14 protein-coding genes are annotated in these 21,966 nt (G+C 46.0%); 8 read left to right on the top strand and 6 right to left on the bottom strand.

Annotation, left to right across the window (positions count from 1 at the left end; genetic code table 11):
• The first annotated feature begins 74 nt into the window (after positions 1-74).
• The 4 genes from rapA to A3729_RS13115 all read left to right on the top strand — a co-directional run bounded on the left by rapA (position 75) and on the right by A3729_RS13115 (position 4,526).
• Positions 75-2,834: an RNA polymerase-associated protein RapA gene (gene rapA / locus A3729_RS13100; RefSeq protein WP_068509282.1), complete on the top strand. Its 2,760-nt coding sequence runs from the start codon at positions 75-77 to the stop codon at positions 2,832-2,834.
• Complete coding sequence (locus A3729_RS13105; protein WP_068509284.1) at positions 2,831-3,043, top strand: DUF3820 family protein; 213 nt, start codon at positions 2,831-2,833, stop codon at positions 3,041-3,043. The genes rapA and A3729_RS13105 overlap by 4 nt, the downstream gene beginning before the upstream one ends.
• Positions 3,044-3,311: 268 nt before the next feature.
• Entirely contained in the window at positions 3,312-3,677 is a 366-nt protein-coding gene (locus A3729_RS13110) for a hemerythrin family protein (protein ID WP_068509286.1), read from the top strand.
• A gap of 15 nt (positions 3,678-3,692) precedes the next feature.
• Entirely contained in the window at positions 3,693-4,526 is an 834-nt protein-coding gene (locus tag A3729_RS13115) for a polyphosphate kinase 2 family protein (RefSeq protein ID WP_068509287.1), read from the top strand.
• 11 nt (positions 4,527-4,537) lie between these two features.
• Here the strand turns inward: A3729_RS13115 and A3729_RS13120 are convergent, their stop codons facing one another.
• Together A3729_RS13120 and A3729_RS13125 are read right to left on the bottom strand one after the other, a co-directional pair.
• Positions 4,538-4,855, bottom strand: a complete 318-nt coding sequence (locus A3729_RS13120) for a DUF1244 domain-containing protein (protein WP_231872145.1) — start codon at positions 4,853-4,855, stop codon at positions 4,538-4,540.
• Positions 4,856-4,963: 108 nt separating this feature from the next.
• Positions 4,964-6,904, bottom strand: a complete 1,941-nt coding sequence (locus tag A3729_RS13125) for a bifunctional diguanylate cyclase/phosphodiesterase (RefSeq protein WP_068552964.1) — start codon at positions 6,902-6,904, stop codon at positions 4,964-4,966.
• A gap of 252 nt (positions 6,905-7,156) precedes the next feature.
• Here A3729_RS13125 and radC point away from each other — a divergent pair, with 252 nt between their 5' ends.
• The gene (gene radC, locus A3729_RS13130; protein ID WP_068552965.1) at positions 7,157-7,831 is read left to right on the top strand and encodes a DNA repair protein RadC; all 675 of its coding nucleotides are present in this window, start codon (positions 7,157-7,159) and stop codon (positions 7,829-7,831) included.
• Positions 7,832-7,834: 3 nt separating this feature from the next.
• Here radC and A3729_RS13135 read toward each other — a convergent pair whose 3' ends face one another.
• A complete protein-coding gene (locus tag A3729_RS13135; protein ID WP_068510853.1) occupies positions 7,835-8,797 on the bottom strand; it encodes an ROK family protein in 963 nt (320 codons plus the stop codon).
• 231 nt (positions 8,798-9,028) lie between these two features.
• On the opposite strand from A3729_RS13135, the gene rpmB reads away from it, so the two are divergent.
• Both rpmB and rpmG read left to right on the top strand, forming a co-directional pair.
• The gene (gene rpmB / locus A3729_RS13140; protein WP_068510857.1) at positions 9,029-9,265 is read left to right on the top strand and encodes a 50S ribosomal protein L28; all 237 of its coding nucleotides are present in this window, start codon (positions 9,029-9,031) and stop codon (positions 9,263-9,265) included.
• Positions 9,266-9,276: 11 nt separating this feature from the next.
• On the top strand, positions 9,277-9,432 hold the full coding sequence (gene rpmG, locus A3729_RS13145; RefSeq protein ID WP_068510851.1) for a 50S ribosomal protein L33: 156 nt from the start codon (positions 9,277-9,279) through the stop codon (positions 9,430-9,432).
• Between the two features lie 106 nt (positions 9,433-9,538).
• On the opposite strand, the gene A3729_RS13150 is transcribed toward rpmG, so the two are convergent.
• The 3 genes from A3729_RS13150 to A3729_RS13160 all read right to left on the bottom strand — a co-directional run bounded on the left by A3729_RS13150 (position 9,539) and on the right by A3729_RS13160 (position 21,717).
• On the bottom strand, positions 9,539-10,408 hold the full coding sequence (locus A3729_RS13150; protein ID WP_068509233.1) for an endonuclease/exonuclease/phosphatase family protein: 870 nt from the start codon (positions 10,406-10,408) through the stop codon (positions 9,539-9,541).
• Positions 10,409-10,550: 142 nt separating this feature from the next.
• Positions 10,551-11,225 (bottom strand): thiol:disulfide interchange protein DsbA/DsbL, encoded by a 675-nt coding sequence (locus A3729_RS13155; RefSeq protein ID WP_082865026.1) that lies wholly within the window; start codon positions 11,223-11,225, stop codon positions 10,551-10,553.
• Positions 11,226-11,409: 184 nt separating this feature from the next.
• Positions 11,410-21,717, bottom strand: coding sequence for a thrombospondin type 3 repeat-containing protein (locus tag A3729_RS13160; protein WP_156497937.1), 10,308 nt, complete (start codon positions 21,715-21,717; stop codon positions 11,410-11,412).
• Positions 21,718-21,794: 77 nt separating this feature from the next.
• Between A3729_RS13160 and A3729_RS34590 the strand changes: the two genes are divergently transcribed.
• Positions 21,795-21,966: transposase (locus A3729_RS34590; protein WP_156497938.1), on the top strand; the 172-nt coding region annotated here is incomplete at its 3' end.

Below are 21,966 nucleotides of genomic sequence, written 5' to 3' on the forward strand. Positions count from 1 at the left end.
TTATCAACAGGCTTTTCTTGTTAGTATTCGCGCCATATTTGTTCCCTTATTGAATACTGTAAAGAGACGCCAAAATGTCGTATATCATAGGCCAACGCTGGGTCAGCCAGACCGAACCCAAATTAGGATTAGGAATCATCAGCGAGTTTGAAAACCGCCGAGTGACGATCACATTTCCGGCAGCCGGGGAAACTCGCACCTACGCCAGCGTCAACGCGCCTATCAGCCGTGTAGTGTATAAGGCTGGCGACACGATCACCAGCCATGAAGATATCGATTACCTGGTTCTCGACCTCGACCAAAGCGCAGACATTATTACTTACATTGTTGAAAATAAAGAAAGCTCTCAACACGAAGAACTGAGTGAAGTTGAACTTAACTGTTTTATCCAATTTACCTCACCACTTCAGCGCCTGGTTAGCGGCCACTATGACCGAAATAGAGCCTTCCGACTTCGCTATGAAACGCTGCAGCACAAGCACCGCTTACAGCAGTCGTCAACGGATGGGCTGCTTGGTTCACGCACAAGCTTACTTCCTCATCAAGTATATATCGCTGATACTGTCGCGAAGCGCCATGCCCCGAGAGTATTGCTAGCCGATGAAGTAGGACTAGGTAAAACCATTGAAGCAGGCATGATTCTCCACGCCCAGTTGCACAATGGTTTAGCCAAAAGAGCTTTGATCGTCGTTCCTTCTACACTGGTGCATCAATGGCTGATCGAAATGCTACGCCGCTTCAATCTCAGCTTTTCTATCTTTGATCGTGAGCGTTTTGATAGTTTGACCGAAGAAGGTATCGAAAAGCCCTTTGAGACCGAGCAGCTAGTTCTCTGCCATCAGGACTTCCTGATTAATGAAGATATAAAAACCGCAGCCTTAGCGGCCGACTGGGATTTACTGATTGTCGATGAAGCGCATCACTTACATTGGAGCGAATCAGAAAGCAGCATCGAATACCAGTGCATTGAAGCCTTGGCAGCTAGAAGCCGCGGCGTACTATTGCTTACGGCTACGCCTGAGCAAGCCGGTATCGAGAGCCACTTCGCCCGTTTGCGCTTGCTCGACCCTGACCGTTTTCACTCCTTAGAAAAATTTATTGAGCAAGAACAAAACTATCAGGAAATCTCTGATTTGGTCGGAGAGCTTCAAGGTCTTGAAGACGGCTCGTCACTGCCAATTAAAGCCCTTTCCCTACTCGGTGATGATGCACAAAATATCGATATTCCGGAAGCAATACAAAGGCTACTTGATCAGCATGGCACCGGTAGAATACTGTTCCGCAATACTCGCCAAGGTGTTGAAGGCTTCCCGGATAGAATCCTACAGCCTCACCCACTCGATGCAGCTGTTGGTGATGATCAATTTGAAGATGAAGCCGGCATTAAACAGAATCCGAAAGTCACTTGGCTAACCCAGTTCCTGAAAGATAACAGAGATGAGAAAGTCCTGATCATCTGCGCCAGTGCTGAAACGGCTTTAGCGCTGGAGTCCTATCTTCGACTACGAGAAGGCCTGCGAACAGCAGCCTTCTACGAAGGTTTAAGTATTATTGAACGTGATAGAGCCGCTGCCTACTTTGCTGATAAAGAGGAAGGTGCACAAGCCTTAATCTGTTCAGAAATTGGCAGCGAAGGCCGAAACTTCCAGTTTTCACACGACTTAGTGTTATTCGACTTACCAGAGAACCCTGACCTACTCGAACAACGTATCGGCCGCTTAGACCGAATCGGGCAAACACATGACGTCAATATTCATGTGCCCTTCATTCCTGGCAGCCGCCAAGAGGGTTTATTCAACTGGTATGACCAGGCTCTGGATGCCTTCACTCACAGCTGTGCGGCAGGCTTTGCAATTTATGAACAGTTTGCCGTCGAACTGGAAAGTTACTTAAGCGAAGGTGACTTTCAATCTGATCAGGCCTTGTCTTTTATCAAACAAGCCCGTGAGCATCGCGATGCGGCTATGGCAGCTCTTCAAACGGGTCGTGACCCCCTACTTGAGCTTAACTCCTGCAATCCTGAAGAAGCCGAGAAAATCATTGCCTTGATCGAATCTGAGGAAGCAAGCCAGGACCTGTCCTCTTACATGGAAAAGCAGTTCAACCTTTACGGTGTTGAACAAGAGTACCAGTCAGACCAGACTCTGATCATTCGCCCTGGAGAGCACATGCTGGAGCAGCACTTTCCCGGCTTAAACGATGAAGGCAACACCTTAACCTTCCACCGTTTGAAAGCGCTTGTCCGGGAAGATGTCGAGTTTGTCTCATGGGAACACCCGATGGTGACCGATCTAATCGAGCAAACCTTAACAGGAGAGCTTGGTAATGCAGCCTTGGCAACCATGTCGGTAAAAGGTGTTGAACCTGGTACTTTATTTTTGGAAGCCATATTCGCGCTGAACAGCATGGCACCAAAGTCTCTGCAGCTTGACAAATTTTTGCCGGTATCGCCTCAGCGGATCGTTGTTAATATTACCGGCCGCGACCTTAGCGAAGTTTTACCCTACGAGCAGCTTAATGAGCTCTGCAAAGGGCTTAAGCGATCGATGGCGCATGCCGTATTGAAAGAGATCCGTAACGATATTGGTACACTACTTGAGCATGCTCAAAAAACTGCCGAAGCTTCGGTTCCTTCATTGATCAGCCAAGCTAGCGAAGACATGAACAGGGAGCTAGGTAATGAAATTCAGCGCCTGATTAGCCTCCAGGAAAAGAACCCTTTAATTCGCGACGAAGAAATCGACGCTCTGCGTCACAGACAAAGTGCTTGTCAGGAATATATTGAAAAAACAGGGCTAGAAGTTCAAGCCATGCGAGTTATTATCAACACATGATCGAAAAGCAGCACCTGGTAAAAATAGCCAATACACAAATGCCCTTCGGGAAGTACGGTGGCCGTCGTTTAATCGATCTACCTGAAGAATATTTACTCTGGTTCAGAAAAAAAGGCTTTCCGAGCGGCGAGCTAGGTACACTGCTTGAACTGACGCTTGAGATTAAAATTGAGGGCTTGGATAAAGTTATACATCCCCTTAAACGATAGTGCAGTACGTTAGGCGCTGTAGAGCTAAAAAATGGCCTCATGTAGGCAGAGGGTTCCACCCCTCGCTAGTCGATGCCTCGCGCTAAACCTCAGCGAGCCATGAAAGGCTCTGCCTACAGATTTAGCCGGGATGTTTAACTCGATACAGAGTAAGACCCTTATTTTTTACAATAACGCCTAATATTACACCGTTCAATTTGCAGACAACTTTTCTATTTCTAAACTAGACTCATACTAACGTGCACCTTCACTTGGGTAGAGTTCAGTAATGGAAAAGACCAGCGAGCTAATTTGGCAAGACACTCAGCACCAAGAGCTTTTCAGGCTGATTGATGCCTTGAAGGCCCCTAATTCCGGCCAAGAAATCTTTACCCGGCTGTCCAGCTACGCCGACCACCACTTCTGTCTCGAAGAAGCCTACATGCTCCAACTTAACTACCCCAAAACCGAAGCCCATATTAAAGCGCACAATCAATTTCGTGATGAACTGGATGACATGGTAAACAGTATGGGTAAGTTTGACGCTCTGGTTCGTGAATCTATTTCAATATTTCTGCGAGAGTGGTTACAAAGACATGTATTCGGCATCGACAAGGACTTTGAAGCGTTTGTACTGAAGTCGAAGGTAAAATAACAAAACAGGATACCAATGAAAAACATCACTCACCCAGCCTCGCCCGTTATCCTTGAACAAAAGCCTCCTAACCTCTCTAAGGTGAATTTTGATCAAGCTCTCATTGAATCAAAAAGCCAATACACAAAAGCACTTAAAAGCTGCCAGGAGCGCCTTCTCCAAATCCAACAAGCCTATTATCGACAAGGCAAACGAGCAATTATCGTGTTTGAAGGTTGGGACGCCTCAGGTAAAGGTGGGGTAATTAGGCGAATTAGCGAAAAGCTCGACCCCCGCGGTTTTAGGGTCTATCCGATATCAGCGCCTCACCCCGATGAGCAAGGCCGACACTACCTGTATCGCTTTCAAACCCGTCTTCCCAAGCCAGGCACCTTAGCCATTTTTGACCGTTCTTATTACGGCCGGGTGCTTGTCGAGCGAGTAGAAGGCTTTGCACCAGAAACAGCTTGGCAGAGAGCTTATCAAGAAATAAATGAATTTGAGCGAATGTTGACTGATGACGGCGTGCACCTGATCAAGTTCTTTTTACATATCACGCCCGAAGAACAACTTAAGCGTTTTGAACTACGTTTAAACACACCAGAAAAGCAATGGAAGCTAACAGAAGAAGACATCCGAAATAGGCTAAAATGGGACGATTACACACACGCAAGCAACGATATGTTCCGTTTCACTAGTACCGAAGCATCACCCTGGAACGTAGTACCCGCTAATCATAAGTGGAGCATGCGAGTTGCTGTCATGCAGAAGCTGAATGATCAGCTTGTGAAAGGTGTTGATATCACACCACCCGCTCTCGACCCAAAGCTGGTCAAAGCTGCCAAGAAGCATTTGGGTCTAGAAATTTAGGCAGGAGTGATTTACTTCTGCTTCGCTTCAAAAGCTTCGAGCTGCTGAGGCGTTGCCTTCAATTGATGCTTCTCTTTCCATTCAGAATAAGGCATACCATAAACGGCTTTACGCGCCTGATCATAGTCAATTTCAACACTTTGCTCTTCGCCAGCGGCCATGTACCATTTTGCTAAGCAGTTACGACAGAAGTCAGCCAGAATCATTAGGTCGATATTTTGCACTTCTTTGTGGTCGTCAAAGTGTTTTAGCAGTCGACGAAAAGCGGCCGCTTCGATCTCGGTACGTTGTTGATCGCTCATATTTTCAAATGCGGTATTTACAGACATATTATCCCTTAATATTGTTTAATTAGTGCGCCAAGGCTATCGGTTTTTTTGTAGATAGTATCAGAAGCACGCTTATTTTTTCTGAAATGTGCGCCACAAATACTGGGCTCACTGAGACTTTACTTCAGACTCTAAGTAGTCGAGCAAAAATTCTTGCTCTAGAGGTTTGGAAAAGTAATAACCCTGCAGTTTTTCCACGCCTAACTCAACGAGTTTACGACACTGAGCCTCAGTTTCCACCCCCTCAGCCACAACATCAAACTTGAGCAAGCGCGCGGCATGCGTAACAGCTGTCACAATAGCAAAACCACTCGTATCCAACTTCGTGATAAATGATCGATCAATTTTTACCGTATTTACCGCTAAATCCTGCATAGCGGATAATGAAGAGTATCCTGTTCCAAAGTCATCAATCGAAACTTTGATACCACGTGACTGTATAGCCGAAATGGTCTCCATCATCTTTTCAGTATCTTTGGCAAATACTGATTCTGTAATTTCCAAGTAGATGAGCGAAGGGTCAATACCACTTTCTTGTACAGCTTCATCAACTATGCTCAAGAAGTCAGAATCCTCTAATTGAATCACTGAAACATTAATACAAACTGAAACCCGCCTCAGACTTTGCCACGCAAGCGCAACTTTACACGACTCTTTAAGAACCCATACGCCTATTCGATGTATTGAACCGTACTGTTCAGCAATTTTGATGAACTCATCAGGAGGGATGCTCTTACCTTCAAAATCCCATCTCAATAAAGCTTCAAATGCGATGTTCTTACTATTATTTGTTGATACGATCGGTTGAAAAACAAGACGCATCTGATCCTTATCAATCGCATCATTTAATCCTTTTTTCAGTTCAAGCTCATATTGGTGTTTAGCTTCCATTTCTGGTGTGAACACACAAACTTTTGAGGGTTTTGTTTTTTTCTGGTGATACATTGCCGTATCAGCAAACTGAATCAACCTGCTTTCAGAGCGCTCATGCTCGGGATATAAGCTAATCCCAACCGTCGCGCTAACCGGCAATATCCCCTCATTTGATTGATGTTCATGAGATAAAATTTCAATTATCTCGTAGGCCTGTGAGATGGCTTTTTCACTACTACAATCTTCAATGGCAATCAGGAACTCATCACCGCCCCAACGGCATAACAAACTTTCATTGGCAACTTTTTCACGAAGCCGTCGAGCACTTTCTTCTAAAATTTGATCCCCTACCTTATGCCCATAGGTATCGTTTACTTTCTTAAAACCGTCAAGGTCTATAAATAATAAACTCAGGGTGCTCCTTTTCTCATCACTTGCCTGCAAACTCGCTTTAAGGTTCTTCAGAAAAGAGTTCCTATTGTGCAAATGGGTTAGTGAGTCTAAATTAGAAAGCTCATAAATTTTCTGCGTTCTCTGCTCTACTTTTTGTTCCATACGATTTACTAACAAGGCATTTTCATTCTTTAAAGCAATCGCATCTCGAGCAAAGTTTGCTGACTTAGCTGAAATGATGAGCATCACGAGACTATAGCTAAGCCCTAACACACCAATATTCTGATCGGTCGCGTCGTTACTGAGTAAGAACACCACCGACACAGGACACAACAAGGCAAAGGTATAAAACATGGACGTAAGTTTATGAGCAGCCAACACAATAGCCGACCCACCGGCCATCCCTGAAATCACAATTATAATCGTTACCTTCTCAACCAAGGGACTATAACTCACAGCATAAGCGGCATAGCTAGACCACATTAAGGCCGTTAGATTGACCCCATAAATAAAGCGTCTGACTGACCTTTTGCCGTCGTAGTGAGTCTTCGATAAATGCTTCTTCCAGGATACCCAGTCAATCAGCCTAACAAGCAGTAAACTCATCATCCCTAACCACCAGGTAATTTTAAACTCTTGCAGAACAGGATTATCGTAAAAATAAACTAAAAAGCTGGAAGCAATAATCGATATTAATATGCCAGAAAAGGCATTCCCATAAAGAAGCTCAGCAGCATCACGTTGATCATCATATGAAAGTAAGTCTTGAGTACTGCGCTGCACATGTCACCTAAACTAAGTTATTTCAAGATTGATAAGAATTCTTAAGCGCCCGGACTACACAAAATTATGGCGCACGTAGACTACCATGCTGTAGGCGCACAAAATTGCTCATTTCGTGAACAATTGCAACAAATTCGCCCATCACACAAAAGCCATCATATCTAGCTTGCCTTTCGGAATTTATAATGCGGTAATTGTAGTACATGATTACCATATACCTAAAATAAGACCTTCAACTAAAAGGATTTAGTGATGTCGATAAAAGACTGGCCCGAGGATGAGCGGCCTAGAGAAAAACTCCTCAAATTTGGTTCACAAAGTCTGAGCGATGCCGAGTTACTTGCCATATTTTTACGCGTCGGCACGCGCGGGCAAAGCGCTATTGAACTGGCGCGCGCCTTAATCCGGCACTTTGGCTCGTTACGACAGCTAATTGGTGCAAGCCAAAAGCAGTTCTGCGCTCATCCCGGCATGGGCCCAGCCAAGTACACTCAATTACAAGCTACGCTGGAAATGAGCAAGCGATGCTTTCATCATGAAATTCAGGAAAGCGATGCGCTTACCAGCCCTGAAGCAACTCGCAACTTCTTACGCAGTGCGATTATCCACAAGAAGCAAGAAGTATTCGGCTGCCTGTTTTTAAACAACCAGCACCAAGTATTGAAGTTCGAAGAACTATTTCAGGGAACAATAGATTCTGCCTCGGTTTACCCACGCGAGGTCGTCGGCAAAGTGATTGAAAACAATGCCGCTGCCGTTATCTTTTGTCACAACCACCCTTCCGGTTCAGCAAAACCGAGCCAAGCCGATATTGAGCTTACCCGACGTTTAGTTAAAGCTTTGGAGTTGATTGACGTACGCGTGCTCGATCATATGATTGTCGCGGGTTCTCTTGTCGTGAGCATGGCTGAGCTGGGGCTGCTATAAACATTAGCCAAAGCCTTTCAAGCCACCTTGGCCTTCACCAAGATAGGCAGCACCATAGACACCCGCCGAATCCCCGAGCTTTGCGCAAACGATCGGGGTTTTGGCGTGTTCGGTAAATACATGCGCTGCCATCCGCTCATTTATATCTGAATAGATCTCGATAATATTGGACATGCCACCGCCCAAAATAATGATCTGCGGGTCAAGTATATTAACCACCTGAGCAAGCGAAGCAGCCAGCTGGTTCAAGTAGCTTTGCCAAATATCTGCCGCCTTGGCATCTTTGGCTCTCATAGCCGAAATAATTTCTTCAGAGCTAAGTACCTGAGCGTACCTAAGATGATAGCTCATGGCTAAACCTGGCCCCGACAAGTAGGTTTCAATACAGTCTTTGCGACCACAATAGCAAAGCCTGCCTCTCTCTGGCTCGGGTAATTTATCCAACTCAAGAGCTGGCAGACAGTTATGTCCCCACTCCCCGGCAATGCTATGTAAGCCAGCTAACACTTTTCCGTTGACGACAAGGCCCGAACCAACACCCGTCCCAAGAATCACGCCAAAGCTAATCTCTGGCACTTGTGCGCCGAACCCTTCTTTGCCACTTCCTGCAAGTGTTTCAGCTAAGGCAAAGCAGTTTGCATCATTTTCCAGATAGACCTCACAAGCGAGTAGGCGCTTAAGATCCTCAAGCAAGGGTTTACCATTCAGTACCACGGAATTGCAGTTCTTCATTACTCTCGGCCCCGTCACGGAGTCTGTCAGTGCACCGGGCGCACCAATGCCAATTGCTTCACCCTGGCTCAAACCACAGACCTGTTTCGCCTCACCAACTAGACTCGCAATTGCCTGTAAGGTTTGCCCATAATCATTTTTTGGTGTTGCAACTCGTTGCCGCCAGAGAACTTTTTGACCGTCCAAGACAACAGCCTCTATTTTCGTACCACCGAGATCCACACCAAGTTTCATAAATCCCCTTCTATCAACCATCCACACCCAAATATGAGCGTCATTTTGTACCTGATAAAGCCGATACCACGTTACAAGTTTATACACATTTTTGAAAATATTTTTTGCGATTAAAAATGCTTTCTGGTATAAAGGCGGGCTCTTTAGTGAGGACTCCAAAAAAGGGTCCGATATTTGAATTTTTTTGAACGTGCTTTCAAGGGACGTTTCGAAGTTGGAGGCAAGGTTACAATGTCTAGAGTATGTCAGGTTACAGGCAAGCGCCCAGTAGCAGGAAACAACGTTTCACACGCAAAAAACCGCACACGTCGTCGTTTTTTGCCTAATTTACAATCTCACCGTTTTTGGGTTGAGGGCGAGAAGCGTTTTGTTAAGCTTCGTGTATCTACCAAAGGTATGCGTATTATCGATAAAAAAGGCATCGAGACAGTTCTTAGTGAACTACGTGCTCGCGGCGAGAAAGTTTAGGAGATTGAGCAATGCGTGATAAAATCCGTTTAGTTTCAAGCGCTGGTACTGGTCATTTCTACACGACTGACAAGAACAAGCGTAACATGCCAGAAAAGATGGAAATCAAAAAGTATGACCCAGTTGTGCGTAAGCACGTGGTCTACAAAGAAGCTAAAATCAAGTAAGATTTTCTACCTTTCGAGGTAGGCAGCTTATTGCTTCCATTGAAAAGCCCGACTTTATTGTCGGGTTTTTTGTGCCTGTCTATGTCTATATTTTCAAAGTTTCAAGCTAATAGCCTTTGGGTAGTTTTACCTCTAATTCGATGGGTAAATGGTCAGATACCGGAAACGTTACCACGCCCGCCCTCTTAACCAATAGGCTACGACTCACCAGAATATGATCTAAGGCCTTTTCAGGGCGCCAGCTAGGAAATGAATGAGATACGCCCGGCAAAGTCACCAAGCCGGCTCCTTTTAGCGGAGAGTCATGCAGTATTTTCTCGGCATGGGTATTCATGTCGCCCATCAACACCACATGGTTATAGTCATCAACCAAATCCCGAACAAAACGTAGCTGCTGTTTTTGGGCACTATCGCTGAGCGACAAGTGCATAATCACCAATACGATCGGATCTTCCTCTTTTCCGTACTCGGCAACAATCACGCCTCGGCCAGGTATTAAGCCAGGCAAGCGATGCTCTTCAACCTTGATTGGCCGGAAACGACTTAACAAGCCATTACTATGCTTTGCTACAGGACCAAAATTTCTATTTAACTGCTGATACCAAAACGGCAAACCTGCATTACTCGCAAGGTATTCGACCTGATTAATAAATCCGCTGCGCAAGCTACCGCCATCGACCTCCTGCAAAGCCACCATATCGTACTGACTAATCAGCTCAGCAATTTTATCCAGATTGTCTTGCCGCTTTTTGTGAGGCAAAACGTGCTGCCAACTACGTGTCAGATAGTGACGGTAGGAAGAGGTGGAAATACCCACTTGAATATTGAAGGTTAATAGTCGAATCGTTTTGTCTGTTTCAAGAAACGGGGTCTTTTTCAGTTCTTCAGGGTGCACCTGTTGCGATGCTGCGTTTTGTAGCGACTCATTGATCGGCGTAATCAGTTCACTGATACGATGTTTGATTCGTTGATACATAAACTAGAATTACCCTGTTTCACGACGACTATTCATTACCACATTAATCGGCCTTAACAACAGCATAAGCGGCCCTTATGATTTTCTCAAGGCAAAAAAAATGGGGCTCATCACCCCATTCTTAAAAACGACAAATCCGGCACTAGTTCTTCTTAGCTTCTCGTTCTTTATTAACCAGATAATTCGCAATCTTTACCATATTGCCAAAGCTGCCTGCGTCACGAACACCGATTTTGTATTTGCCATTAACAATCAAAGCCGGTACACCTGTAATACGCAACTTCTTGATCTTGTCTTGAGCTTTTTTGATCGCCTCATCTATCTTGGAAATCTTTCTAAACCCACTGGCCTCAAATACCTTATCAAAGTCTTCAGACTTTATGCCTTTATCCATAAACAAAACTTTTATGTCGTCTACGTCTTTATACTTCTTAGGGTTCGATACGATCTTATCGAATAAGTACTGGTGCATCTCTTTGTACACACCCAGGAACTCAGCTGCGTAATAAGCTTTTGCATGCTCTACCCAACCAGGGAAGGTTGCTGGCATTAAACGGAAATCTACATCATCCGCCAAGCTTTTCTCCCACTCAGGTAAGTGGTCATTGTTAAATTCGTAACAATGCGGGCAGCCATACCAAAATAGCTCTAGTATTTCTATTTTAGAAGGGTCTGCGGTTTTTACCGGGTAAGGCAATTCTTTATAGTGGCGCCCTTTTTCCCAAAGATCCGCTGCAAAACTCATTTGACTAAGCAGTAGCATGATCGCTACAAACGGCATCAACCAAAAACGATTCTGGCTCTTTTTATCAGACACAAAGGCCCCCTTAATAACTATTTAAACGAACTATCCATAATAGCTTTAAGGTTTTACAGGTCAATAACACCTAGATGACCATTTAGTTAGAGTCTGGGTAAATGCCTTTAGTAGGCCTATCGTCTGGCCGGAAGGTATAGATACGAAAAAGCCAGGTCGCTGACCTGGCTTTTTTTACTTCATTTTAAGGTAAGGGCTGTTTAAATGCTTTATCCCGGAAGAAGGAACCTAATCCGGTCGATGCATCAACTTGCCACCAGCCAGCGAACCCCCATACTTCTGTTGTTTCTGAGTTATCATCTGCATTTGATGTGTCGTCTGTTACTGATTCAACATAAACATAATCGAGTGAACTATCCGGGCAATCAACAGTTGATGTACCGCCGCCCTCAAAACATATCAAGATTTCATCTGTTGAAGTATCGAGCGACCAGCTTAAACCTGTCTCAGAACCTCCATCCCATACTTCTGAAAATACGCCCCCGCTAGCAAAAATCATTTGCTCACTTAGGTTATGTTCAAAAAAGTAGGTACCCAATAAATCACTCTCAGCCGTCAAATCAACAGGGCTAGGCACTTCTGAGGCTAAGGTAGACTGAGTCACCATTAGCTCGGCACGCGTAGGTCCTTCCATCATACCGTCCTTTTTGACGACAATTTCGGGCCTGAACAAGTCACTAAAATCAGCTAATGCCACGTCATGTACTTCAGATAAACCAGCAATAGTAATTTCAAGATTACCTGAGCTATCTACCAACCAAGTTGTTGCCTCATCACCTGTATCTGTTGTTCCAGCACTTTCGTCATCATGCCTCCAGACGAATCGTCCAGTATTACCTGAGCTGTCAAATACATAATATTCTTCATACTCTGTCGAAGTGCCATCGTCATACCATTCTCTTAAGAGACCAGAACCCAGAACTCCCAGCTCTTGCCCTTGCGTCAGAGTTGCAGAGTCCGAGAAGTCCACTCCATTATTGCTTGCCGCAGCAAATGGATCTGCGCCCACACGCTGAAGTACAAAGGAACCTTCACCATCATCTAGGCTAAGCGCGTCTCCATTTAAAGACATGCTCCAACCGAGACCTGAAGGATGAGATAAACCGCCCTCACCGTCGCTTTGACCCAGCACGGAAACAGAGAAATCTCCTGTTTCCTGATCCCAGGTATAAGTTCCGTGCTCTGCTGAAGTTGGCACTATCACACCAACATCATGCTCTTCTCCGTTGTTGGTATGCATAATGATGTAGCGAGTTTCATCCACAAAAACCAGAATATTCATATTACCCGGCTCAGGTATCTGCCAGGCACCAATTAGTGGGTTCGTATCAGAGTATCCTCGCACAAGCTCATCCGGGCCTATATCATCATCGAACGTTAATACATCGCCATCGATCACCATGGTCATCTCGCCAATGGCATTATCAAGCCCTCCATCACCGTCACTTTCGCCAACTTTATTTGGTTCAAAAACACCGCTTGTTGGGTCCCATGTATATGTGCCATGCTCTGCAGAAGTTGGTAGCACACCATAAACCGGATCGGATTCCGAGTTTGCAGTATGCCCTACGATATAATTCGCATCACCATAAAAGACAACTGCATGGTAGTCACTGCCACCGTTATCAAGTAGCCAAAGGCCGATATTCTCTCCAGCCGGAGCACCGCCCGTTCCGCCACCATTACCCGGTAAGATGACAGCCGCTTTCAGATCCTCAAAAGCTACATTATTGAACATCAGTTCCTTATCACCGGCGCCCTGTAGCTGTACTCCTCCTCGGCGCACAATCGGCCCTGCCGTTTCGGAATTATCAACAAAGATAAACTGGTGACGCTCTTCACTATCCAAATCAACGAGCTTCGCTACCAATTCAGGCACCTCGAAAGAAATAACTTGATGTGAATCGATGGTTGTCGAGCTTATCGCCAGTTCAGCTATATGGAATACATCTGAAGAGTGGTCATAAACTTTCACAAAACCAATCCCTGCATTTTGATCACCGTCCAAACCACTGCCGTCACCTGAAGTCGACTCAAGATAAGCACGAATATGGAATGATCCACCATGATCATAACCATGACCAATATACAGCCCCCGATCAGACACTTCTTGCGTCACTGGCTGAGCAAGTAGCTCTGCCGCGGTCGAAAATACATCAGCAAAAGACGTCGCTGGAATTGGATCATGAATACCATCCTCATCAGGGTCTTCAGCGACAAAGCCTATTGGCACCACATTGTCGCAATCAAGGTTTGAAGCAAACCAAGGTGACCAGTCTGCATCACACTCGAAAATATACGAAGTGTTAACAGCGCTGAGCTCTGCAACAAAGATCTCTGCGCCATCACTAAAGACGGCATCCGCATCGAAAGCTTCATCACCAAAGGCTAAGTGAACTGGCAAACCAGAGACATCAAAGGCGGACAAATCTACATCCGTCGCGACAACATCGTTGGGATCACCATCAAAGCTTGCTGCAACTCTCGCGGTCTCACCAAGCGTTTCTGATCCATCGGCACCGTAACCGACAATGATAAACAGGTCATCAAGTCTTTCAATGCCATTGGCTGTCAGTACCGACATTTCTCCTGCACCGATATCTTCTGAGCTACGATCAACCCACATGCCAGTTTCAGGGTCTAACTCAAATAGCGTCTCAAGCTCACCACTTATTGTTCCGTATTCAAACTCAAGTTGAGTATTGCCCGCAGCATCGTGGTCATAGTCTATTTCAAACCATGTTGCCCCCGTAGAATCAATATCGCTTTCGGTAATGGCAACGGGTGCCGAGCCTGTATAAGTGCCGTTAGAAGAACAGGTTAAGGTTTCACTTTCATTTTGCTCTGAATCCGTAAAACTCCCACCAGCTATACCCGTACCATCATAGTTACCTGATAGTACAAAGCTTCGACCCGGTTCGTTATTAAGCTCTTCTACAGAGAAATCGCCATTAGTATCGATCGTACCAATCGACATCCAGCCGTCTTCGCCGTCACCTCCATTGAGAATAACCTGGTTTCCTTCCTGCTGTACTCGAACCAAAGCAAAACCTGATAACTCATCTTCCGCAACACATTGATCACCAGAGTCATTTAGCATCTCGTTATCTGGGTTAGTTCCGTCAACACTCCAGGCAAGTAGGTACTCACCAGACATATTAGGAACACCCGAGCCATCGCATGTGGTATCAGCTGTATATGGACAAGCATCGGCGTTATCACCGATACCATCGCCATCGGTATCAAACTGCTCTGTCGCATCATCAACAAACGCATCTTCCTGATCGACAATACCATCACCGTCAGCATCTTCGACTGTAGTACCACCAGTCCCACCATTATTCATTGCCATCAAGAAGGATTCAGCTGATAGTTGCCCATCAAAGAACCATTCCGTGTCATCAGAACAAGGTACAGACCCCCAACATACCAGTAGCGCACCATTTTCATCATCGACCCCAAAGGCGTGAATATATTCTGTTTCTGTGCCTCCATTGAGTGATAAAACCAAGTCCCCGGCTTCTATACTCCAGTCACCTGAATAGTGTGATTCTCCGCGCGACAAGGCATTGTCATCTAGCTCAGCACTAAACGAGCCATCAGAATTAAAGGTCATGGACTCCATAATGTAGTAAGGGTCGCCACCATCATCTGGCGCATCGTCGAAGTAAACATTAAAGCGAGTTTGGTCAGAAAGTTCTTCTACCGTAAACATATGACCAGAGGTGTCTCCCCCATCACAGGCATCACCTATTCCATTATGGTCGCTATCTTGCTGATCACTGTTTGCATCAGTCGGACAGTTATCAATATCATCCGGTATACCGTCTGAGTCACTGTCAGTCGCATCTTCACTCACTGCATACAGCATGCTAGCAATGTAGTCATTAGCTTCACCATCATGGAAGAACTTGGTAGAAATATGAGGGAAGCCATCAGACAAGATGCCTAGCTTACGAGAGAATACTCCTGAAGCACTTGTCGCCGTAAAGCGAACAAAGCCAGAATCTATCGACCAGGTAGTCGTGTATTCAGTTCCAGTGTGATGGTCTTCGAAGCTGCCGGTTCCACCGCTATCAAAAGCAACCGTATCTTGCTCGCTGTACCAAACGGTATCGTTCACTTCTTCTGTCGTTAGCAGCTTATCCAGGCCGCCACAGTCCTCGACAGCTTGGTCGTAGTCCGCTTCAACCGCGCCACTTTCGACATCCCCTGTGGTACAGGCTTCTGGGCCGCTAGTTCCCATATCACGCATCCACTGTGCAGGGCCGTCATATTCAATACTGGAATCATTACCTTCATCGATTACCGCACGAATACTCCCATAGTCCACAGACCCGGAAGTCAGCGTATATTCATCCCAGTCATGAGAACCGGTAGCAGTAGTAATTTCCAAGACTAAGGTTTCACCATCGATTAACCAGGTAAACTCTTCTCCCTCTGCAGGACCGTCTTCAAAGAAAACTGTCCCCGTACCATCATCTCGTATTTTGTAGAAAGCCTGGCTCTCAGGCTCGGTGTCACCTTCTGGGAAGGTGATTGCAAAGTGACCAACCACATTCTCAGCTGTGAATACACCGTCTTCAGAACCACTGCCACTACAGGCATCTCCAACACCATCGCCACCCGTATCTGCCTGGTCGGGGTTTGGCACATCGATACAGTTATCTTCACTGTCTACAACTCCATCGTGGTCTGAGTCTGGCTCTGGAGGAATATAGCTAAAGTTACCCTGAACCTCCTCAATCGCCGGACCATTCAAGCCACTATCATAATGGTGCTTACCTGCTTCGCGGAAATGCCCAGTACGAACATAGAGCTGACTGTCGGATGAGTCTTCGATCATTGAAGCAATCACAGCATCAGGCATTTCATCACCAAACTCTTTACCAAGCTCTGTAGGTAAAGCGAAAGAAATCACCAAGTTCGTATCATCACCTAATGGGTCCTCTATCGTCCAACTTGAAGAGTGATCGAGTGCTTCAAGCGACTCGCTATCCCAGTCATAGATATAGAAGCTGACATCACCACTTGTACCCTCATCACCACTTGTGTCGGCACCCGTTAGGTAGGCAAAAACTTCACCTTCATCAGAGTAACCCGCTGGCATACCCTGCCATTTCTCTGTCATTGAAGAGTCTGCTTCATAAATAATGTCACCTAACGAATCGGCTAACACAGGGCTACCCGTACCGTCATCTGTTTCCATTGCATTATGACAAGCCATCGTTGGTGCGGTACCGTCTGCCGGACCATCATCAGGTGCTCCCCCGCAGCGAACTTCATAAACATCCAACTGCGACACAGCATGTATCCCCAAAGCCAAGACCTCACTACCTGCAAAGACTTCTTCAGGCGCTGTTAGGCCTTCTTCACTCCACTCACGAGGGATCAAACCAAACATTGGCTCTTCCGTAACATTCGCAGAGAATGGCGTTACTTGCCAGTTCGCTAAAATGTTATCGCTTGCATCCTTTGCAACCACATTAGCTGTAACACCTGGCGTACCCTCAACCAACATTTTGTCTGATACTTCAACCCAACCATTGGCTCCGAGCATGAAACTTGAGTCTTCCTCAGTTTCCTCTACCCACATCGGTGCACCGGTGCTGGTGTCGTATCGATAACGACGCTCTTCAGTGTCATCAATCACACCATAGAAGAAGTCGAAGACCGGCTGATTGGCTGAGTCCTGATAATGCTCGTCGCCTTCCATCCAAACAAAGCCTACATTAGTTCCGGTTTCACCATCGAAGATAGTACTTGCAGACACTTCATCCATCGGCGTAAAGGTTTCTGTTGCATTGTAGGCACAGGTCGCAACAATCTGGCCGTCTGCACTTGCAAAGGTGAAGCTCTCTTCAACGGTGGCAACAATGACACCTGACTCTGCATCCAACTGACCATCAACATCCAACTCAGTTTGCATGGAACCATGCTCGCCGCTGTACTCATCGCTGAATGAAGCACTAATGCGTCCTGATGGATCGATCATCAACTCACCACCTTCATCATGCCCTTCATCACCAAAGCTAACCCTTAGAACAGAACCTTCTTGTCTCCATAGAGACACTCGAGTCATTTCATCATTTACATCGAAAGGACAAATGCCATCTTCAGTGCCTGACTCATCAGTTTCAGTTTCAGAGTTAACAATGCGTTCATTCAAGTAGAACAAAGCTACTGAAGGCACATCACACGCGTCACCAACACCATTTTCATCGCTATCTGCCTGTCCAACATTACTATCGAGTGGACAGTTATCGACATCGTCAGCAATCGTGTCGCCATCATCATCGGTGTCACAAGCGTTACCCAAGCCATCAGAGTCTGTGTCTTTCTGCTCTTCATTAGCGATTAGCGGGCAGTTATCATCTCCATCGTGACTACCATCGTCGTCACTATCCGCTAACAGTGGGTCCGTACCTTGAGCCGCTTCATTCTCATCGGATACGCCATCGTTATCATCATCTAAGTCACAAGCATTACCCTGACCATCCTGATCAGTATTCTCCTGGTTCGCGTTAACGATTAATGGGCAATTATCGACTAGATTTTCAACGCCATCACCATCAGAGTCCGGATCACACACATCACCAATCTGATCCCCATCTAGATCAAGTTGGTCAGCATTCTCCTTAACCGGGCAGTTATCACTAGCATCTTCAATCGAATCGTTGTCATCATCGTTATCACAGGCATCGCCTTGTGCATCATGATCAGCGTTCTCCTGAACTGGGTTTGCCACCGCAGGGCAGTTATCTACCGTATCTGGAATACCGTCCTGATCTTCATCAGCAGTACAAACATCACCCACTCCATCTTCATTGGCATCAGCTTGATCATCATTCGGAACCGTTGGGCAATTATCCGCATCATCATCAACAGCGTCATTGTCATCGTTCAAATCACAAGCATCACCTTCAGCATCATCATCTGAGTTACGCTGATCAGCATTAGCAATTGCTGGGCAGTTATCGACACCGTCATTGCTACCATCATCATCAGAATCGGCATCTGTAGGTGAAGTACCCTGAGCTTCTTCCATGGTGTTCAATACACCGTCACCATCACTATCAATGTCGCAGGCATCACCTTGGCCATTGCCATCGGCATCTTCCTGGCCTGCATTAGCAATCAGCGGGCAATTATCATCACCATCATTTTCGCCATCGTCATCTGTATCAGCATCAGTCGGGTCGGTGCCTTTTGCATTTTCCTCCGCGTCGCTTAGACCATCATTATCATCATCATGGTCACAAGCATCACCACCATCTGATTCAGAATCAGAGTTTTCCTGATTACTGTTAGCGTCAATTGGACAGTTATCGAAGGCGTCTTCTACACCGTCACCATCATCATCACTATCACAAACATCACCAAACTCATCGCCGTCTGCATTCAGCTGTCCAGGGTTCATATCGACAGGGCAGTTGTCCTGCTCATTGCCTACTCCATCATTGTCGGTATCGGCATCACAAGCATCACCAAATCCATCTTGGTCAGCATTGTTCTGGTCTTCATTTGCAACCGTTGGGCAGTTATCAGATTTGTCACCTAAGCCATCACCATCACTGTCTGATTGCTCATTTGGATCGTTATCGAAGTCATCAGCATCATCTGGCGCACCATCATTGTCATCGTCATGGTCACAAGCATCGCCTTGCGCATCGCCATCAAAATTTTCCTGACCCGCGTTGGCATCATTTGGACAATTATCAATGCCGTTTGCTACGCCATCGTCGTCATCATCACCCTGAGAGTCTTCCTGACGCGTCTCGTCTGTTGGGAAGGCATCATTCTTATCATCAACGCCGTCATCATCTGAGTCGCTGTCCTTAGGATCAGAACCCGCAGCCTCTTCTGCCTGGTCACTCACGCCATCATTATCATCGTCGCCATCACAAGCATCTCCGCGAGCATCGCCATCGAAGTTTTCCTGGCCTGGGTTAGCATCGGCAGGGCAGTTATCTAACTGATCGGCGAAACCATCCTGATCGCTATCAGCTTCACAAGCATTACCTAAGCCATTGCCATCAGTGTCTTCCTGATCCGAGTTAGCGGTCGAAGGACAGTTATCGACACCGTTCTTGATATCATCGCCATCACGATCATCATCACAGGCATCACCAAAGTCATCACCGTCTAGGTTATCGCTCTGGCCATTCCTATTCGGTACTGTTGGGCAATTATCTGCGCTATCTTCGACTGTATCGTTATCATCATCACTATCACAGGCGTCACCTTGGCCGTCACCATCTGAGTCACGCTGATCACTGTTACTATTCACTGGGCAATTATCACGGCCATCACCTACGCCATCTTCATCACCATCGCGGCTAGTCGGTGCAGCGTCGTTTATATCTAGTACACCATCGTTATCATCATCCGTATCGGCTGTATCACCAATACCATCGCCATCGGAGTCACGAGTCTCTAAAGCATTTTGGGGGAATGGGTCTGAGGCATCAGGTGTACCATCACCATCATCATCAGTGTCTGCATTGTTACCTGTGCCATCACCGTCTGTGTCTAATTGCTCAGAAGCAAGTAAAGAGAAGGCATCAGCATCATCTTCTACACCATCATTATCATCATCAGTATCAGTGTTGTTACCAATGCCATCACCATCTGTATCCGTATCTTCATTAGGGTTCAGTGGGAAACGATCTTCAGAGTCTGGCGTACCATCACCATCATCATCGGTATCAGTGATATTTGGCTCACCGTCGCCGTCTGTATCAGTACTTGCCAAGGCATCTAGAGGTGAAGCATCATCACTGTCGGCAACACCGTCACCATCATCGTCATCATCGGTGTTGTTACCAATACCATCACCATCGGTATCGGTGTCTTCACTAGAGTTTAGAGGGAAGGCATCTTCGGAATCAGGTGTACCGTCTCCATCATCATCGCTGTCTGCATTGTCACCGGTACCATCGCCATCGGTATCGACAATTTCATTCGGGTCAGTCGGGAAATCATCCAGATCATCGGCAACACCATCATTATCGTCATCAGTATCTTCTGAGTTACCTACACCGTCATTGTCAGTATCTTCTGTTTCTGTTTCATCTGAAGGGAAGGCGTCAAGATCATTGTTAACGCCATCACCATCGCGATCCAGGTCACAAGGATCACCGCGACCATCATCATCCAGGTCACTCTGTACAGGGTTGTAATGAACTGGGCAATTATCTATCGCATTATCAATACCGTCTTGGTCTGAATCGAACTGTACCGTTGGGTCAGTTGGACCTTGGTCGACGTTATCGAGCACGCCATCACCATCGGTATCACGCTCTAGCGGGTTGGTGCCATCTTGCTCTTCCTGAAGATCAGGTACGGAATCACCATCGTCGTCTTCATCTGTATTATTACCAATACCATCACCATCGGTATCAACACTTTCAAATGGGTTACGTGGGAACTTATCCTCATCGTTCGGCACCTGGTCACCGTCGATATCAGTATCAGCATTATCGCCTGTGCCATCGCCATCTTGGTCTTTTTGTTCTGTAGGGTCTGTTGGGAAGGCATCTTCAGTATCGATCACACCATCATTATCATCATCAGGGTCATCATTTCTGCCACCAGAATCAGCCATGCCATCGCCATCGGTATCAACAAAATCGATACCTGGAATGCTGGCATTGGTATCATCAGGGTCCTGATTGGCAGACCAGTTATCGTTATCCTTATCAGACTTATTCTGACGTTCAGAATCTAAAGGAAAGTCATCGGCAATATCTTCAGTACCATCGCCGTCATCATCAGTATCGGCATTGTTACCGATTCCATCTTCATCTGTATCGGTTTGTTCGCTTGCGTCTAGAGGGAAGTCATCGTCTTCATCTTTAACGCCGTCGTTATCGTCGTCGTTGTCGGCATTGTTACCTGTGCCATCACCATCGGTGTCAGTTGTCTCACTCGCATCTTCAGGAAAAGCGTCCTGATCATTTGGAACGCCATCATCATCCAGGTCTGGGTCAGTTTCAGCGGGCTTGAGTACAACTTCTTCTTCAGTATTTATTTCAGTATTAACGCCTTCATTACCCAGGTCTTCTTTTTCATCGTTAATCACTTGTTTCATTTCACCAACTGTACGACCTTGAGGGTCGTTCGGAATCGGTAAGGAAGCAGGGTCTTGCTCTAAAAGTTGAAGTGCGGCACTAGCTGTATCTTCAGCAGCATCATCTTCAGCACCGCCAAAAATATCACTCGATTCTGAGCCACCTTCTTCATTGTCGACTTTACCGTCGATCTGGCCATCGGCTAAATCTTGTGTGAGTGCACTTAATACAGCATTAGGGTCTTCAGTACCAACAGCCTCGTCTATCTGGTTCACAACAGCCGTTACCGCTTCTACCGCAGCACGATAAGCCGCAGCATCTTCTTGCTCTGCACCCGTATCAGTTGTTTCGTCAATTAATGGAGGCGTATCAAAAATATCAATATCCTGGGACATACCAAAGCCCATGGTCGACTTCACCTGAGCCCCCTGTGTCAGGATAGTTGTCGCCTCTGTTAATTTTTAATAATTGAATAGGAGGCGGTAAGAGAATATGAGTGAAGCATTATTCAAAAGAGTTTAAAGAAGCCATTGTTAAGAAGTGGCTTGAAAGTGGGTTATCATTAAGAACGTTTTCAGCCCAGGAAAACATAAACCTATCCACCTTGTATTCCTGGCGAGATAAATTTCAATTACCAGGTTCAAGTGTGACAAAAAGTAGTAGTCCAG

This window comes from Oleiphilus sp. HI0043, assembly GCF_001634935.1.

Coding starts and splice junctions, on each gene's coding strand:
- rapA (WP_068509282.1), top strand. CDS start 75: ATGTCGTATATCATAGGCCAACGCTGGGTCAGCCAGACCGAACCCAAA.
- A3729_RS13105 (WP_068509284.1), top strand. CDS start 2,831: ATGATCGAAAAGCAGCACCTGGTAAAAATAGCCAATACACAAATGCCC.
- A3729_RS13110 (WP_068509286.1), top strand. CDS start 3,312: ATGGAAAAGACCAGCGAGCTAATTTGGCAAGACACTCAGCACCAAGAG.
- A3729_RS13115 (WP_068509287.1), top strand. CDS start 3,693: ATGAAAAACATCACTCACCCAGCCTCGCCCGTTATCCTTGAACAAAAG.
- A3729_RS13120 (WP_231872145.1), bottom strand. CDS start 4,855: ATGTCTGTAAATACCGCATTTGAAAATATGAGCGATCAACAACGTACC.
- radC (WP_068552965.1), top strand. CDS start 7,157: ATGTCGATAAAAGACTGGCCCGAGGATGAGCGGCCTAGAGAAAAACTC.
- A3729_RS13135 (WP_068510853.1), bottom strand. CDS start 8,797: ATGAAACTTGGTGTGGATCTCGGTGGTACGAAAATAGAGGCTGTTGTC.
- rpmB (WP_068510857.1), top strand. CDS start 9,029: ATGTCTAGAGTATGTCAGGTTACAGGCAAGCGCCCAGTAGCAGGAAAC.
- rpmG (WP_068510851.1), top strand. CDS start 9,277: ATGCGTGATAAAATCCGTTTAGTTTCAAGCGCTGGTACTGGTCATTTC.
- A3729_RS13150 (WP_068509233.1), bottom strand. CDS start 10,408: ATGTATCAACGAATCAAACATCGTATCAGTGAACTGATTACGCCGATC.